This window comes from Aneurinibacillus sp. REN35 (genome assembly GCF_041379945.2).
Classification (GTDB): domain Bacteria; phylum Bacillota; class Bacilli; order Aneurinibacillales; family Aneurinibacillaceae; genus Aneurinibacillus.
Genome location: NZ_JBFTXJ020000008.1, coordinates 1 through 16,222 on the forward strand (window position 1 = coordinate 1; position 16,222 = coordinate 16,222).

The following is a 16,222-nucleotide window of genomic DNA, read 5'->3' on the forward strand; positions in this document are numbered from 1 at the left end:
CGTTCATCGGTCATGATTTCTTCGCCTTGAATGACGAGCGGGTAGTCACGGCCCAATTCAGCAGAAACTTTTTCTAGTGCGTCATTAATCGCTTTCATGTTGTTCTCTTCCGCAAAGTTAGTAAACGGTTCGGGACGATATGGGATCATATACGTAAGCCTCCTTAGTTCTTCTGTGAACAAACGATAAAATGTTTTTTCATGTCACCGTTTTAACAATGCAAAGGTCATGCCAATTACAAGATCAAGTTCTTTTTTGTATTTTCGACAAAAAATTCGAAACATAATGTAAAGATATATACACAAGTGTAAAATCACCTTTCCATTTTGAACAAAATTGTAAACATTCTAATCTTTATCAACCGAACCCAGATAAAATCTTCTAGCTAAGGGAACAACTTTCTTTCTGAAGACCAACCTGCTATACTAAAGTGTACATGTTTTAGTTCGGTTTGAAAGAAGGTCGCTTTCATGGCAAGAATACTGATATCAGGGTACTACGGATTCGACAACGCCGGGGACGATACGGTGCTGTACGGAATCATCTCTTCACTTACCAAACATATACCAGGTGTCGAGCTCGCCGTTCTATCGAATACTCCTGCCGAGACGCAAACCCTGTTCGGCATTCCGGCATATAATCGTTGGCGGATGGGTTCCATCATTACACAACTGCAACAATCCGACCTTCTTGTCATGGGAGGCGGCAGCCTGCTTCAGGATGCGACAAGCCCCCGAAGCGTCATCTATTACCTGGGCATCGTTATGATGGCCAAGATGCTGGGCAAGCCTGTTATTTTTTATGCTCAGGGCATCGGACCAATCACATCCACAATCAGCAAGCAGTTGATCCGCCGGATTGTAAACCGGGTCGATGTGATTACCGTGCGTGATGAACAATCAGGAGCCGATCTGAAATCATTCGGCGTTCACAAAGCACCCATCTATGTCACAGCAGATCCTGCCATAACGATTAACCCAAGTCAGGTCGATATTACGTTCGGGCAAAGCATCATTAAGAAATACAAGCCCGATACATCAAAGCCGATCATGGCGATCTCCGTGCGCGCATGGAAGAATGAACAGCATTACAAATCGGTCATCGCCAGGTTCGCAGATGAAGCACTGCGCATGGGCTGGGAAGTATTCTTCCTGCCGATGCAGAACCCGGCCGATCTGGCCCCCTCGCTTGATATTGTTGAACAGATGAGCGAAACCGGAGCTGTCGTTATTGAAGAGAAGATGAATTTCAAACAGATTTTCAGCTTCATCGGCGCATCCCAATTCGTACTCGGGATGCGGCTCCATTCCGTCATCCTAGCAGCGGTCATGGGCGTCCCGTTCGCAGGCATTTCATATGATCCGAAGATGGATCGTTTTGTGCAGCGGCTCGGTATGACCTCCGCCGGACATATCAAGAACCTGCAGTATGAATCAATGCTTGCACATATCGAACCGCTCCTTGCTGACCTTCCCGGTGCAAGGAAGAAGATGCAGCATAATATTGGCTCTCTCATTCAAGATGCGGAGAAGAGCAGCCGACTTGCTGTCGAACTGCTTGAGCGCAGTCAATCTAAAAAAAGCACGTAGCATTTTGTCGAATCCTGGGGCGAAAAAACACTTCTTTTGCTTCTTTACCACTAGTTTTGTAACGTCAGCAGGAAAATCCAAACAAATAAAGAAATCCCCCTTCACACGGACTATTCTACCTGTGAAGGGGGAATTTTTTTGAAGAAGTATGAGCAAGCTAATGTGCAGATCCTGTTCGATTTGTTTTCATGGAAAAAACGTGCCGGCGAAATCATCCGATTCGAGATTACTGAACGAGGGCGTTATTGGGTCATCTCTTTCATCTCATACAGCATGATATCCTCCTATGAGCATACGTTTGCTGCCTTCACAGGCGACAGTCACGATGACCTTTATCATTGGGTCTTGCCGCTTCTGACCGATTTTACCTTAGCGTTTGATAATAGCGAAGCGTCTTTTCCAATCCCTCCGCAAGCGAATACTGCGGCGTCCAGCCAAGCTTTTGTATAGCATTTTTGTTATCGAGATAGCTATGTACAATATCACCTTCACGCGGTGCTTCATATTTTACAGCTATCTCCTGACCAAGCGTCTCACCCATGAGTGCGATCAACTGATTTACGCTTGTTGGCTGATTGGTGCTAAGGTTAAAAATCTCATGATCTCCTACGGTCAGGGCCATAATGTTGGCTCTGGCCACATCCTGTACGTAGACGAAGTCACGCGTCTGTTCACCGTCTCCGAATACGATCAATTCCTCTCCTGCGAGCGCACGATCCACAAAAATGGACACTACGCCGCCCTCTCCTTTTGGGTCCTGTCTTTCACCGTACACATTTGCATAGCGAAACGCTGTATAAGCAAGTCCATACAGATGATGATAAGCATGCAAATAAAACTCTGGCACGTATTTAGAGATGCCGTACGGAGACAGCGGCTGTTTCGGATGCGCTTCATCTACCCCCATATACTGCGGCTCGCCATATACAGCTGCCGAAGAGGCGTAGACGAACTTGCGCACATGATGCCGACGTGCTGCTTCAAGCAAATTTACCGTACCTACAATATTTGTTGTCGCATCGCCCATCGGATCTTTTAGGGAAACCGGAACAGAACTTTGCGCTGCCTGATGGATTACGAAATCAGGTTTTTCCTTGTTGAATACATGCTCAATATCTGACAATGTAATGCTCATCTCATAAAAAGAAGCCTGCGGATTCACCTGCTGTCGCTTCCCTGTCGAAAAATCGTCAACAATACATACTTCATACCCGGCTTCGAGCGCCTGATCTACAATATGGGAACCAATAAAACCGGCCCCGCCCGTTACCAATACTTTCATGGCCTACTATCCCCTTTTTCTTCTTAGTAATTTCCCGGCAAACCTTTCGATAATACGCGTTGCCAGTGGCTCTCGCAATACAACAAGTGAAACGAAGAACAAAGCTGCGCCCACTCCAATTAAAATGACTGTGTATACTTTCTGCATCACAACATTATCAATGGAGACAAATGCGCTCGCCGTATACAACACAGCCCCCATAATCGCTGCCCCGGCAACCGTCTTCACCGCAGTAATCCAAAAGGTGCGCTGAATGAACGGACCGATATGCCTGCGCAAAAAGAAGCTTAGCACGAGCATATTCGCAAGCGAGCCGATCGTCGTGCCAAGCGCTACCCCCCCGTGACTTAAATACGGCATAAGTATCAGGCTCGACACAACATTAACAACAATCCCAATCACTGCGGCAATGACTGTGACTTTTGTATTTTCCATTGCATAGCACGCGCGGGTCAAAAGATCACGCGCCGCAAGAAAGAACAGTCCCAAACCCAAGAACATCAGTGCAGTTGCTGTTAATGTGACAGCATCCAGACCAAATTTGCCTGCCTCACCGGAATAAAACAATAATGAAATCAACTGCTCCGGAATGACAGCAAGCGCCACCATAACAGGGAGCATGAGAATGAATAAATACTGCATCCCTTCCGTAATCGCTTGCTTCATCTTACCCAGCTCATTCTTGGTAAAATACTCGACAAGATACGGATAGATGGGCAGTGTAAATGCGGCAACAAAAATCGCCATCGGAAGTTGGTAAATAATATTAGCATACCCAAGCGCCGCCACTCTTCCTTCGCCAAGCCCGGATGCAAGCACCGGATGAATGAAGCTATATACCTGAGTGATCAATGAGCCGAGCATGATCGGGATAAAGCGTTCCCCTACTTTTCTCATCTCAATTGTATTCCAGGAGAAATCAGGCTTTAGGGAATACCTCTCTTTTCTTACGGAATATACCATAGATGCAGCCGCAAACAAAAAGCCAAGCGTCGTCCCCATCGCCACACCGTAAATACCATACGTAGGGACGAAAAGCGGATAGGCTACACATACGACAAGCGCGTTGATGACCGTGCTCACCTGCGGAATGAAAAATTGCTGGTGCGCATTGAGCGTCGCCTGAAATACGCCAATGAGGGCGATAAATACAGCGGATGGCCACATGATCTGAAGCATTCGCGTTCCCATCGCAAGCTGCTCAGCACGCTGCTGAGGCGTAACTGCGTCAGAGCCCTGCTGCATGAATGTCATCGCCTGCATAATTTCTTTTGAGAAAATCATCCCAAGCACCATAATAATAAGGTATATAAATGTCGTTACAGTTAGCATTTTACGGAAGAGCGTGCGCGCTTCCTCCTGCCGATTTTCTACCAGCATGCTTTTAATAGAGGGAACAAAAATCGCATTCAGCGCTCCCGGTACAAATAAAAAAATCGTATTAGGAATCGCAAACGCATAGCGGTAGACATCAGCCTCAAAGCCGATGGCAAAGTTATTTGCAAGCAGCATCTCACGCAGCAGACCCACAACTCTGCCCACAAGCGTTACGATCATAATTACGACAGCCGAACGAAGTACAGTCTGTGCCATATGTACATAATCTCCTTACTACCCTAACAATACTCTGTCTAAAAATGTCCTCCGTGTAAAAACACGGCTTCTTTCATACTATACCTGAAATAAGAAAAATCAACCCTCTCATTGAACATCTACGCAAAGATGCGATATAATTGATACGATTTCATTGTGTAGCACGAATTGCTTTTAGTTGCTCTAGGGTCAGGAAGTGAACAGAGGATGTCCAAAATGAAAATATTGCATGCAATTGGCGGGGGCGAGTTTGGCGGCGCTGAGCAACATATTCTCGAACTGCTTGAAATTCTGTCCAGACACGCGGTTGACCCGGTTGTTGTATGCTTTTATAATGCTACCTTTGCGGAAGAGCTGCGCAAACGGAACATTCGCGTAATCGTACTAGATACATATGGACGGTTCGATTTCCGGCTTGTGAACGGACTCACGCGCGTATTTCAGGAAGAGAAGCCGGATCTGATTCATTCACATGGGGTGAAGGCGAATTTTTTCTGTCGGCTTGCTGTGCGCTCTCTTCCCCATACACCACTTGTAACCACCATACACAGCGTGCTCCGTTACGATTATCCGAATCCAATGGCTTACTTCCTTGCTTCCCGCATGGAAATGTGGACGCGCAAATGGAACGATCACTACATCGCCATCTCGAATTCGATTAAGCAGTCGCTTGAATCAGACGGGGTACAGTCACAGGATGTAACGCTCATCCATCATGGAATTCCGATTGACGAATTCCAAACCGGCGAAGATACGGATGAGATTCGTCGCTCGCTCGGACTTCCCCCCGATGCTTTTGTGATCGGTACCGTCTCACGCCTTGTCGCAGTGAAAGGACTGACGGATCTCATGGAAGCATTCGTTCTGCTTGCCAAGGATCATTCCCATGTTCACTGGCTTGTAATCGGGGACGGACCGGAGAAAGAGCCGCTGCAGACGATGGCACGCGAAGCAGGGGTAAGCGATCGGGTGCATTTTGCTGGCTTCCGTCAGGATGTACCGCGCTGTCTGCAAGCGATGGACCTGTTCTTGAGTCCGTCTTATTCCGAAGGACTGGGACTCTCCCTTCTTGAAGCCATGGCAGCCAAAAGACCGGTTATTTCCACCATGGTTGGTGGCATCTCCGATTTTCTTGTGGACTACCTGAACGGATTGGTCATCCCAACGAAGAACCCGGAAGAAATTCGACAGAACATCTTGATTCTTATGGAAGATGAAGCGCTGCGCACAAAGCTTGCTGAGGCCGGACTTCGGACAGTAAAAGAAGAATATACATTGACGCATATGGCTATGAGAACCAAAGAGTTGTACCGACAGCTCATCCGTACGCATACTTCGAAGTAAACCCGCTTACAAAAGCGGGTTTTTCCGTCTATACACGCTTTGTTGTATGAAGGTTGGTTGTATGATATTCTAGGAAAGGCTATGCCGTAACGATTTTTTGCGATACGAAATAGGAGGAACAGGATTCCATGAAAGTTTTTGATCAAAAAGGAAGAGTCTTTGGCGTTATTAACATTCTCGATTTATTCTTGATTTTGTTGCTCATCGCCGCACTGGTTTTTGCCGGAATCAAATTCACACAAGGAGAGGACACGGCCACAGGCCCGAAAGAGAAAAAGGAAATTACGTATGTACTGTATAACAGCGCGGAACACCCTTTTGTTGTTGATCAGATTAAAGAGGGTGATGTGCTTCGCAACAAAGATAACAACCAGAAGATCGGCGAAGTCGTCTCTGTGGATAAGAAACCGGGCAAGGTCGCTGTAACAACGGCGGATGGCCGCATGGTGATGTCTACCGTTCCCGAGAAGTATTCTGTCTTGATTACCGTTAAAACAAAAGGCTCTATCTCAGGAGAAACAGCGATCGGTGAAGACGGAAGCGCTCTGCTTACCGGCGGAAAAGTTGCCATCAAGGGTCCAAAATATATGATTGAAACTTTGATCTCGAAAGTTAATTTAGGTGATAAATAATGACACAGCGCTCTTTTTCTTTCACATTAAAAGACGCGCTCATTACCCTGCTGCTTATCGGAGCGGTGATCATCATTGCGCTAAAAGCATCTACGGCAGGCAAATTAGTCATGCCGTCTAAGGAAATGACGGTCACAATCGCCATTGAAGGACAGCGGCCTCCATTCAGCGAGTCCATCCGTCCTGGCGACCATATTTCTTTCCAGAAGGGAACGTTTACTCCTTTCGGCACAGTGACGGCAGTGAAGGCAGTACCGGCCAAAAAATACCTTCCGGATGCAACAACCGGAAAGTATAAGCTCGAATACTTTAAAGGAGAAGAAGACGTATACGTAACGATCAAAGCTTCCGGATTCATCTCTGCGAACGGAAGTCCGATTATCGATAATACGTTTTTCCATCCTAACCTGTACCTGCCTGCGAAGACGGATCGAGCTATATTCGCCTCTAGGGTAATCAGTGTGGAATAAGAAGGTGGAAATCAATGAAGAAGACGTCGTTTTACGATTGGCTTGCCAATAAAACGGTAGACGGGCTTGTATCACTGATGAAATGGTTCTCAGAGAGGTTCGGACAGCACTCCATGCTCTCTCGCCTCCAAAACCGATGGAATACCATCCAGTGGCAGTACGTATTCTGGACGCTGTTCATTATGGTTTTTCTGCATGCTTACGTATTGTTATTCCTGCAGAGCCTCATTCTCATCATCGCCCTTGACCTTGTCGCCGCAGGGCTGCTTGTATTCCTAGGACCAGAACGTCTCTGGACTATGATACGGACAAGCATTCCCGGCAAGCTGCTCACACAATTGTTTGATGTAAATAAGTAGGGAACCGGGAGTTCGATACTATGATGAAAACACGTCCGCTTATGCTGCTTGTAGCAATCTTGCTGCTGGCGGTTGGGATCGTCCAATATAAAATAGGCATAGCCGGCGAGTTCGTCCTGATGGGAGCGTTTCTTGCGATTACGTTATATCGCACGGAATACGGGCTGTATTTATTCGCCCTTTCGCTCCCGATTCTTACCTATCGGCCGCTGCTAGCCTTAATTCTTTTATTTATACTTGTTTTATTCGTCACGGCACAGGATTATCGTAAGCTAAAAGCTAACTTAAAAAACCATCTAAACCTTGCCGTCCTTTTGTTTCTGGCGATTCTGTTCGTTACAGCCCTCACCTCGGTGAATATAATAGAGAGCCTGCAGCAGTTTGCGCTGTATTACTTTGTCAGCTTCCTTCTCTATCTGCTGGTTGTAATGAAGCTGGATACGCGAGAGACGCTGTACCGCTTCATCGTCTGCTTGATCTTCTCCGCAAGCCTTGTCTCCCTCTATGGGGTGTATCAATACTTTACGATTGACTACACAAAGGCTGCATGGATTGATGTCAGTAAAAATGAAGGGGCGAAGCGAATTTGGGCTACGTTTGAAAACCCGAATCTATTTGTCCAATATTTGATTATGATTTTACCGCTAAATTTTGCGCTGATTTTCTACTCGAAGACATGGGGAAATCGCATTTTATTCAGCCTGCAATTCGGCTTGATTGCACTCGCTGCCTTTATGACGCTGTCGCGGGGCGGCTGGCTCGCCTTAGCGGTTGGTCTGGCTGTATTGGCGACAATGATTCACCGCCGTCTGCTGGTGATCGGCTTAATCGCGGCAGCAATCAGCTTAAACTTCCTGCCGGATTCGATTATTGAACGCTTCGCAACGATTTTTAATCCACAGGCCGATTCATCAAGCTCATATCGCCTGCTAATCTGGCAGGCTGCCGTGCCGATGATTCAAGATTACTGGGCAACCGGGATTGGATCGGATCTGACGACATTTAAGAAAATATATGCTGATTATATGATGCCTGGTGTACTCGCTAACCATTTTCACAACATCTACTTAATGAACTTTGCTACGGGCGGAATACTGACGCTTTTACTTCTGTTCTATATGTTCTATCAAAGCTTCCGCACAGCGATTGTTAGCCTATTCATCAACAACGGACAAGATAAGCTGCTCTCCCTTCTCGCAAAGGGCGGAATTGCTGCCGTCATCGCCATCGCTGTCGCCGGTCTGACCGAGGATGTATGGCATCAGTACAGGGTAGACTTTATGTTCTGGATTCTGCTCGCCATTCTGTCTGTTGTCTATAACCTGGCACGAGCAAGGAAGGAGCAAGCGCACGAATGAAGAAAACAAGATCCATAGCCGAAGTTGGCGTCTATCCCCCCCCAGCCGGGGGGATTTCTGTTCATATCGAACGCTTATGCGATCACCTAGAACAGAATCAGGTTCCCTTTATCATCTATGACGGAAACGGGGAAAACGGAGAGAAAAACAGGGCGGTTGTACCAATTCCAGAAATCGAGAAATGGTCATGGCGTTATTTATTTCAAAAAAACGAAGACATCATTCATAATCATTTCCTGCGCTGGCAAATGCGCTTTACGCTATCTCTGCTTAAGCTAAAAGGAAAAAAGGTCGTTCATACGATTCACAGCCTCCGCAATGATAGTGAACAGCTCGGTATGGCTCAGCGAATGATGGTGTATCTGACAGGGCTTCTGTCTGATCACTTCGTAGCTGTAAGTGAAGAGGTCAAGGACAAGCTGTTAGAGCTTAAAATACCGAAGAAGAAGATTTCTGTCATTCCGGCGTTTATCCCGCCGATGACGGATACAAAAGTAGACTTAGAACGGATTCCTGCCTATATCCTCGATATGTTTGATCGCTATCCGCAGGTAATTGTCGCAAATGGTGGTGTGGGAAACTTATACAATGGGGATGAATTGCACGGATTGGACTTATGCATTGATATGTTCAGTAAGCTGGCTCGTGAGAATAAGCAGCTTGGCTTTATATATTGCATTACCCATATCGTCGATCAGGATCTGCTTGATCGCTACAAGGAACGGCTGATTGCGCATGGATTAGAGGAGCGGTTCCTGCTTGTCTACGAGAAGATCCCCTTCTATCCGCTTATCCAAAAATCAGCGTTGTTTGTCCGTCCCACAGTCAGCGATGGAGACGCAATCTCGATCCGCGAGGCACTCTATTTCGGCACACCCACTGTGTCAAGCGATGTAGTGAGACGTCCAAATGGTGTTGTGACGTTTACGAATCGGGATGCCGAGGATTTCACGAAGGTATGCCGCGAGGTGCTGCATGCGCCGCCTGAGGATATACAGCAGTATGCGAAGGAGCAGGAGCAGTATATTGAACGCTTGCTTGCGGTTCTTCTATAAAAAGTCTATATAACACGAAGCAGGGATACGATAGCAAAGCAACGCTGATTTTTCTTTGAGGAAGAAAACAGCACTTTGCTGATCGTATCCTTTTTATATTGAGATACGGAAAAGAAGTGTAAACCACCAGTTGGCACCTTTGCATCACATTATGTTCAGATAAAACGCGGCGTTTAATAAAAGATGATGGACATTGCTTGCTTCCTTTATATCACACTACGTTCAAATAAAACCGTTCCTCCTTTGCAATAAAGTACGTATCCCTTAACTTTACATCACACTACGTTTAAATAAAACGTAACTATGTGCGTGATGCGTTTATCTATGCATATGCCTTTACATCACACTACGTTCAGATAAAACCTGGAACGTTACGTGCAGCAGGCAAAGGGGGAGCATCCTTTACATCACACTACGTTCAGATAAAACGAAGAGTGGCTGCCTAAATTCTATGAACTTGGCTTACTTTACATCACACTACGTTCAGATAAAACTCAAGTCCGAAACGATATTTTTTATCGCAGCTTCCTTTACATCACACTACGTTCAGATAAAACCACTGCCGGAACAATTCCTTACGTTCCTACAATCCTACCTTTACATCACACTACGTTCAGATAAAACATACAGATGGACACGCAAGAAAAACGCGGTAGCTGCGTCTTTACATCACACTACGTTCAGATAAAACCTTGATGATAGAACCAGCGCCGAATCAGCGTAATAAGTCTTTACATCACACTACGTTCAGATAAAACAAAAGTGTTCTCGAAAGATAAATTTGACGTAACAAATCTTTACATCACACTACGTTCAGATAAAACTTTCCTGCTTACCGTGATGGCGGGCGTCGCTCAACCTTTACATCACACTACGTTCAGATAAAACTGATAAACGCAATCTGGTCGGCCAAGTCTTTCATACCTTTACATCACACTACGTTCAGATAAAACCTTTTTGTTAACTTTTTGATTCACTTTTATAGCTTTCCTTTACATCACACTACGTTCAGATAAAACGGAAAAAAGAACGGCTATAAACGATTTTCCGCTACCCTGCTTTACATCACACTACGTTCAGATAAAACATGATCTTGATAATTTTGTGGAAGCTACGGAAAAGGACTTTACATCACACTACGTTCAGATAAAACGAACAGCCGCAAAAATAGCATTCAGTTGTGTAAGTACCTTTACATCACACTACGTTCAGATAAAACGTGTACGGAATTGTCGCCTTAAATCCGCTCCAGATCTTTACATCACACTACGTTCAGATAAAACTCAGACGGCGCCAATGGGGGGCTGGCGTGATTTTCCTTTACATCACACTACGTTCAGATAAAACTCGGGAAAAAGCATAATGCATGTGGACTCGGTTCCTTCCTTTACATCACACTACGTTCAGATAAAACAGAAAAATGGCAAAGACTATATCCTCGACGAAGAAACTTTACATCACACTACGTTCAGATAAAACGTTTAGGTGGTCTGGCTGTAATGGCTGGTATTCGTACTTTACATCACACTACGTTCAGATAAAACCGAGATGGTGGGTTGCATGATTGGACTGGCGCGCGCTTCTTTACATCACACTACGTTCAGATAAAACTTCGTGAGTATGGCGTAACAATGTATGTTGGAGATCCTTTACATCACACTACGTTCAGATAAAACTTACTTATCGCAAATTCTCAACTATTTGGTCATCGTCTTTACATCACACTACGTTCAGATAAAACTACAAGTTATGAATTAAATGATCTTGATAATTTTGCTTTACATCACACTACGTTCAGATAAAACACATATTATTCTTGCTGTATACCCTAGTTATTTTAGATCTTTACATCACACTACGTTCAGATAAAACTACGAGGTTGTTGAGTGTCGAACTCTCTTTAATCGTCTTTACATCACACTACGTTCAGATAAAACGTTTCCTTGCCCGGTTCATATGGAGGATTAAGTTCCTTTACATCACACTACGTTCAGATAAAACGTAAAATTTTTCGCGAATTTGGAGTCACTATGTACTGCTTTACATCACACTACGTTCAGATAAAACGCTCAAGCTTTTGATCTTCCTGATCAAGTCCGATAACTTTACATCACACTACGTTCAGATAAAACGAGGAAGAGAAGGCTCAGTAATGACTGCTGGAACAGGCTTTACATCACACTACGTTCAGATAAAACCAACCGCAATTTTTCCAACGCCAGGCTTTCCCTCTATCTTTACATCACACTACGTTCAGATAAAACCCTCCGCTTTCGCACGCGGAAACCCTTGATACAGCTAGGTTGCTAAACTACCGGCTTCACCGCGTTTGCAGTGAATCGGCAGTCGTGTTTTTGGCGAAAGGGAGAAAACAGCGTGCAGCCCGTATCCAGCAAGGGATTGACGGTTTTTTTGCAAAAAACGATCCACTGCACATTTCCTTCCCGTTTTGCCTTTCTTTTAGTATAATCAACCTCGTTATAGAAAGAAATTGATTTCATTTTTTTCTCTTCCATACGTTACTTTCTTAATGTGCTTAGGGTTAGCTACCTGGTATACATATACAGAATCTTCTTCTCGTATTATTTTTTGAAGCTCGGCAAGACAGGCTTGGAGCTTTCCTTTGGTTATTTCGCCTTCAAATACAGAGTTCTGTGTCCAATCTAAATATTCCCTTAACTTTTTACATACTTTTCCCACTCTTTTTTCATTGACATCGTACGTAATAATAACAAACATCGTTTTTACCACCAAGCCTTCAATGGTTTATAATTCTCGTCTGCTAGCAAATGCTTAATCAATTTATAGCACTCTAAACGAATAAGATAACGATACGTTGTTTTTCGTTTTAATCCTCTATGTACCACGCTAGTTTTTAACTTCTCCTCAAATGCTTGAATAAATTTCTTTCGCCCGTCTTCACTCAAATAACAAATCTCACCTTCAAGATAATCAAAATGCTTCTTCGTAATGACTTTTTTGTTTATCAATGAAAAAATTAATGGATCTATAATGAGCGGCTTGAATATTTCCGCTATATCCAAACTCAAAGAAAACCGCTTGGTTGATGGCTCGTGTAAATAGCTAATGGTTGGGTGAAGGGCTGTCCGATAGATTTCCGATAAAACCGCCCGATACATCATTGTATTTCCAAATGAAATTAATGCATTCATCGGGTCTCTTGGTGGCTGTTTTTCTCTTTTATCAAATACAAAATCTTGCTTGATCATTTGGTTAAAAGATTGATAATACAGATGTCGAATACGTCCCTCAATTCCCATAACTTGCGGGACACTTTGCGCTTGTTGAAATTTATTTATTTCCAACTGTATAGCTTCGATTGTCTCCAACGTTTCTATTTTATTCCTTCGTAGGTTCCTTATCATATGATGTGTGGCACCTTGAAGAAAGCTTATAGCCAAATACATTCTTTTGAACAGATCGCTATAATGACGGCTTTGCTCTACGAGAAGAAAGCCGGATACCTGCTTTTCACGAGGGTAATAGGTGCCTGCATAAAAGCCATAGTAATTGTAGACATGTATGCATATGTCATATTGACTCAAATAATTTAATAATTTCGTGTTAAGATCTACCTCCCCAAAAATATGTACATTACGGATTTTTTCAATTGGTAATGGCGTTTTTTCATCTTTATCGTTCACAAAATAAATCGTATTATCTTTCCTTTTTAGTCGCCCATTTGAAAAAATATAATGATCACGCATCATCTTCCTGCACCTCCCCGGCATAGCAAAACGAATAATAAGCACAACTTTTACAATAGGGAAGCGGCTTCAACCGAGGAGGCTGTGATTTCTCAATCACTTGGTATACTTCAGCTATTGCTTTGGCAACTTCTTGCTTCTCTTCTTCTCCTAATAAAATCTCTTCGGTTCTTCGCTCTTTTGTATAGCTAATGAGCCCTTTCTTTTTAACTCCCCGATTGTCCAATTGGTATAAGTAAAAAAGCATCTGAAGTCGGTCTGCATTTGTCATGCGGCTTGAGAGCTTTATTTCACGAACGTAGTCGCCATCAATAAGATCAATCTTAAATGCATCATCAATAAGTATCTCTCTAGTTTCAATACGACCGTATGACTGTTCATGAAGGATTGCTCCTTCCATTACACGATCCGATTCCTGTTCCATTGTAATCCCGTGTTTATACAGCCACAGCTTTCTTTTACAAAGAGCATAATAATGTAAATCAACGCCTCCAATCGCCTGCTCCTGCATTTTCCCATTCCCTCCCTATTACAAAAATGGATCCGTTTCTTTATCTAGATCGATGCCGATTTCTACGGAGTATTCACAATCAAGAACATACAATTCCCTAAATGATTTAGGAATTCCTGCTTGATGAATATGATCCCGAGACTTCCATTTATTCACACCAACGGTTAACTGTTCAATTTGTCTTCTAATTTCTCGCCGGGCTTTTTTATCGGTTTGCTTCTCATATGTATCAAATAAATCTTGTCCCTCTGCCAAAAAAATCTCACGTGGAATCACTTGCGTTTGCTCAATATCACGCAGCAATTCCTGTGCTTCTTTTTTGTCAATCTGGTAAGCTGGCATGTGGACCAGTTCCTCCAATGTATTTTCGAACTCTTTTTTAAAGGCTGTACCTTCTAGCTCTGCTTCATCATATAATTGCTCAATCATTTTCATCTTTTCTGATTCTAGTAAAAGCTGCTTGTCGAAAGCCGTAATCAGATGTACACTCCGCTCATAAATATCCGGGTGATAAACTGAGCGTTTTCCAATTCCACTCACGTTTTCCATGAATACATGCACATTGGGCTCCTCTGTCGGCTTTCCCCCTTTTCGATTGCATCTTCCGTAACGTTGAAACTGACTATCAAGTGTAGACATTTCCGTATACAGCACGTCAAAGTCAATGTCCAGGCTTGCTTCCACAAGCTGCGTCGTAACCCAGATTCCTGTTTTTCCCGAATGAGCAAATGCTAAAATCCCTTCCTCGCCGCTCTCTTTTGCTGCACGATCTCTACGAATAAACTGGGAGTGAAGAAGATGTATCTCTTGTATTGTTCCGTCTTCACTTAATTCTTTGTACACTTCTTTGGCTCGCTGAACCGTATTACAAATCACAAGCACTTTTTTATTAGTGGCATCTGTTATTACTTCCTCCGCTGCCTCCAATATAGAAGCATGGTGAATGTGCACATAGTGCCGCAAAATCGTATCATCGAAAAATGTTTCTTTCACAAGTGGAATATTGCTTTTACTTAGTCGTTTCTCAAGTGCTCGTATATAAATATCCGGCATGGTCGCCGTCATGATCATAAATTTGCCGCCAATCTTATCAATTAGTTCAAGTGCACGAATGACCAATGCTGCAATCCTTGGATCATAAGACTGCATCTCATCGATCACAATCTTTGCGCCTGCCATCGTAGCAAGCTCCTTTTCAAATCCGAGATAGAAAAAAGGGAATTTGAGGATTTGATCGATCGTGGAGATAATGAGCTTGTTAGCAAAATGCTTTGATTGCTCATACACCATCTCTAATTGCTGATCTTCCTTTCCCGTCTCCTTATCAAGATCATATAAATAATCCAAGCTAGTGGAATGAAGCAAGCCAATGGCTTCTTCTTCCACAGTTTCCGGTCTGCTTGTAAATCCGATTCCTTTGTCCGGGTCGCTCAGCCGCTTATACATGGCATTGATGCTTGTTCGCAAGGGCAGTGTGAAAAAACCTTTTTCCTTTCCGATCCACAGTAAGGCGGCTTCCGTTTTTCCCATGCCTGTTTGTGCGACAGCCAGGACATGATGGTACTGATTCGATTCGGTAAATACTTGTAGTTTACGTTTGGGCTGTTTTATCTTTTCAGAAAAGAACCGATTCACATATTCATCGACATGCAAGTGCGAAGCAAGTTCAACAGCTACATGTGCGGAAGCGGAATGATCGAGGCGATGAAGCAGCCCTTTTATCATAACGTAGCGAAAAAACAGGGCATCATCTGATAATACAATCCTTTTTTCCAACCAATCGATGGCCTTACTGCGAGGACGCTCAGTAAGCTCCACACCTGCGTGCCTGTTGATATCCTGTAAAATGGGAATGATATTTTGTTTGTAATTCGCAAGTATATCAGCCTTTTTCAGATCGGTTTTACGCTCATGATGATATCCGACCGCCAACGCCAATAACTTGCTTTCTTCATCAGTGAGTCCTAGCTTTTTATAGGGGATAGCTGCTACAGAAAGATAATTATGCGGTACAGAGTGAGTAGACTTACAGGGAAGTGTAGGCTTGCTCAGTACAGTTCTAATTTTATTTTGAAAAACAGGATCTGCCTTTCCGATATCATGGTACTTCACAGCAAGCTCTAGAAGCCACCAATCACGCTCCGATATGTGAAGGTACTTGCTTTTGTTTATTTCATAAAGACATTGATATCTCTGATAAAGCTGCTCTGTGTGTTCCTGAATAGATTCTTCGGGTAAAGATTTTGCGTAAAACATAGCTCTACCTCCTTCAAAAAAGAGGCTGAGTCATTTCTCAGCCCC

At 43.8% G+C, this 16,222-nt stretch carries 14 protein-coding genes and 1 CRISPR repeat array; of the genes, 7 read left to right on the forward strand and 7 right to left on the reverse strand.

What is annotated here, in order from left to right; genetic code table 11:
- Positions 1-470: 470 nt before the first annotated feature.
- Positions 471-1,589: a polysaccharide pyruvyl transferase CsaB gene (csaB, locus tag AB3351_RS15040; RefSeq protein WP_371147967.1), complete on the forward strand. Its 1,119-nt coding sequence runs from the start codon at positions 471-473 to the stop codon at positions 1,587-1,589.
- 364 nt (positions 1,590-1,953) lie between these two features.
- On the opposite strand, the gene AB3351_RS15045 is transcribed toward csaB, so the two are convergent.
- Positions 1,954-2,871 carry an SDR family oxidoreductase gene (locus AB3351_RS15045; RefSeq protein ID WP_371147968.1) on the reverse strand — a complete coding sequence of 306 codons (918 nt, stop codon included), beginning with the start codon at positions 2,869-2,871 and terminating at the stop codon, positions 1,954-1,956.
- 6 nt (positions 2,872-2,877) lie between these two features.
- Positions 2,878-4,464, reverse strand: coding sequence for a murein biosynthesis integral membrane protein MurJ (murJ, locus tag AB3351_RS15050; RefSeq protein WP_371147969.1), 1,587 nt, complete (start codon positions 4,462-4,464; stop codon positions 2,878-2,880).
- Positions 4,465-4,680: 216 nt separating this feature from the next.
- On the opposite strand from murJ, the gene AB3351_RS15055 reads away from it, so the two are divergent.
- From AB3351_RS15055 to AB3351_RS15080, 6 genes are all read left to right on the forward strand, one after another.
- Positions 4,681-5,808 carry a glycosyltransferase gene (locus AB3351_RS15055; protein ID WP_371147970.1) on the forward strand — a complete coding sequence of 376 codons (1,128 nt, stop codon included), beginning with the start codon at positions 4,681-4,683 and terminating at the stop codon, positions 5,806-5,808.
- Positions 5,809-5,936: 128 nt separating this feature from the next.
- Positions 5,937-6,440 (forward strand): DUF4330 domain-containing protein, encoded by a 504-nt coding sequence (locus AB3351_RS15060; RefSeq protein ID WP_371147971.1) that lies wholly within the window; start codon positions 5,937-5,939, stop codon positions 6,438-6,440.
- Entirely contained in the window at positions 6,440-6,910 is a 471-nt protein-coding gene (locus AB3351_RS15065) for a DUF4330 family protein (RefSeq protein WP_371147972.1), read from the forward strand. Before AB3351_RS15060 ends, AB3351_RS15065 begins: the two co-directional genes overlap by 1 nt.
- A 14-nt stretch (positions 6,911-6,924) precedes the next feature.
- Positions 6,925-7,269 (forward strand): hypothetical protein, encoded by a 345-nt coding sequence (locus tag AB3351_RS15070; protein ID WP_371147973.1) that lies wholly within the window; start codon positions 6,925-6,927, stop codon positions 7,267-7,269.
- Between the two features lie 20 nt (positions 7,270-7,289).
- On the forward strand, positions 7,290-8,627 hold the full coding sequence (locus AB3351_RS15075) for an O-antigen ligase family protein (RefSeq protein WP_371147974.1): 1,338 nt from the start codon (positions 7,290-7,292) through the stop codon (positions 8,625-8,627).
- The gene (locus AB3351_RS15080; RefSeq protein WP_371147975.1) at positions 8,624-9,682 is read left to right on the forward strand and encodes a glycosyltransferase family 4 protein; all 1,059 of its coding nucleotides are present in this window, start codon (positions 8,624-8,626) and stop codon (positions 9,680-9,682) included. The genes AB3351_RS15075 and AB3351_RS15080 overlap by 4 nt, the downstream gene beginning before the upstream one ends.
- A gap of 137 nt (positions 9,683-9,819) precedes the next feature.
- A CRISPR array of direct repeats spans positions 9,820-11,946; the repeat unit is 29 nt; unit sequence CTTTACATCACACTACGTTCAGATAAAAC.
- A gap of 34 nt (positions 11,947-11,980) precedes the next feature.
- Here the strand turns inward: AB3351_RS15080 and AB3351_RS15085 are convergent.
- Genes AB3351_RS15085 through cas3 form a run of 5 tightly spaced genes read right to left on the reverse strand, consistent with a single transcriptional unit; the run spans position 11,981 to position 16,177 of the window.
- Complete coding sequence (locus tag AB3351_RS15085; RefSeq protein WP_371147976.1) at positions 11,981-12,112, reverse strand: hypothetical protein; 132 nt, start codon at positions 12,110-12,112, stop codon at positions 11,981-11,983.
- 48 nt (positions 12,113-12,160) lie between these two features.
- Entirely contained in the window at positions 12,161-12,421 is a 261-nt protein-coding gene (cas2, locus tag AB3351_RS15090) for a CRISPR-associated endonuclease Cas2 (RefSeq protein WP_371147977.1), read from the reverse strand.
- A gap of 5 nt (positions 12,422-12,426) precedes the next feature.
- Positions 12,427-13,413: a type I-B CRISPR-associated endonuclease Cas1b gene (cas1b, locus tag AB3351_RS15095; protein WP_371147978.1), complete on the reverse strand. Its 987-nt coding sequence runs from the start codon at positions 13,411-13,413 to the stop codon at positions 12,427-12,429.
- Entirely contained in the window at positions 13,403-13,921 is a 519-nt protein-coding gene (cas4, locus tag AB3351_RS15100; protein ID WP_371147979.1) for a CRISPR-associated protein Cas4, read from the reverse strand. Before cas4 ends, cas1b begins: the two co-directional genes overlap by 11 nt.
- 18 nt (positions 13,922-13,939) lie before the next feature.
- The gene (gene cas3, locus AB3351_RS15105; protein ID WP_371147980.1) at positions 13,940-16,177 is read right to left on the reverse strand and encodes a CRISPR-associated helicase Cas3'; all 2,238 of its coding nucleotides are present in this window, start codon (positions 16,175-16,177) and stop codon (positions 13,940-13,942) included.
- Positions 16,178-16,222 lie beyond the last annotated feature (45 nt).

Coding starts and splice junctions, on each gene's coding strand:
- csaB (WP_371147967.1), top strand. CDS start 471: ATGGCAAGAATACTGATATCAGGGTACTACGGATTCGACAACGCCGGG.
- AB3351_RS15045 (WP_371147968.1), bottom strand. CDS start 2,871: ATGAAAGTATTGGTAACGGGCGGGGCCGGTTTTATTGGTTCCCATATT.
- murJ (WP_371147969.1), bottom strand. CDS start 4,464: ATGGCACAGACTGTACTTCGTTCGGCTGTCGTAATTATGATCGTAACG.
- AB3351_RS15055 (WP_371147970.1), top strand. CDS start 4,681: ATGAAAATATTGCATGCAATTGGCGGGGGCGAGTTTGGCGGCGCTGAG.
- AB3351_RS15060 (WP_371147971.1), top strand. CDS start 5,937: ATGAAAGTTTTTGATCAAAAAGGAAGAGTCTTTGGCGTTATTAACATT.
- AB3351_RS15065 (WP_371147972.1), top strand. CDS start 6,440: ATGACACAGCGCTCTTTTTCTTTCACATTAAAAGACGCGCTCATTACC.
- AB3351_RS15070 (WP_371147973.1), top strand. CDS start 6,925: ATGAAGAAGACGTCGTTTTACGATTGGCTTGCCAATAAAACGGTAGAC.
- AB3351_RS15075 (WP_371147974.1), top strand. CDS start 7,290: ATGATGAAAACACGTCCGCTTATGCTGCTTGTAGCAATCTTGCTGCTG.
- AB3351_RS15080 (WP_371147975.1), top strand. CDS start 8,624: ATGAAGAAAACAAGATCCATAGCCGAAGTTGGCGTCTATCCCCCCCCA.
- cas2 (WP_371147977.1), bottom strand. CDS start 12,421: ATGTTTGTTATTATTACGTACGATGTCAATGAAAAAAGAGTGGGAAAA.
- cas1b (WP_371147978.1), bottom strand. CDS start 13,413: ATGATGCGTGATCATTATATTTTTTCAAATGGGCGACTAAAAAGGAAA.
- cas4 (WP_371147979.1), bottom strand. CDS start 13,921: ATGCAGGAGCAGGCGATTGGAGGCGTTGATTTACATTATTATGCTCTT.
- cas3 (WP_371147980.1), bottom strand. CDS start 16,177: ATGTTTTACGCAAAATCTTTACCCGAAGAATCTATTCAGGAACACACA.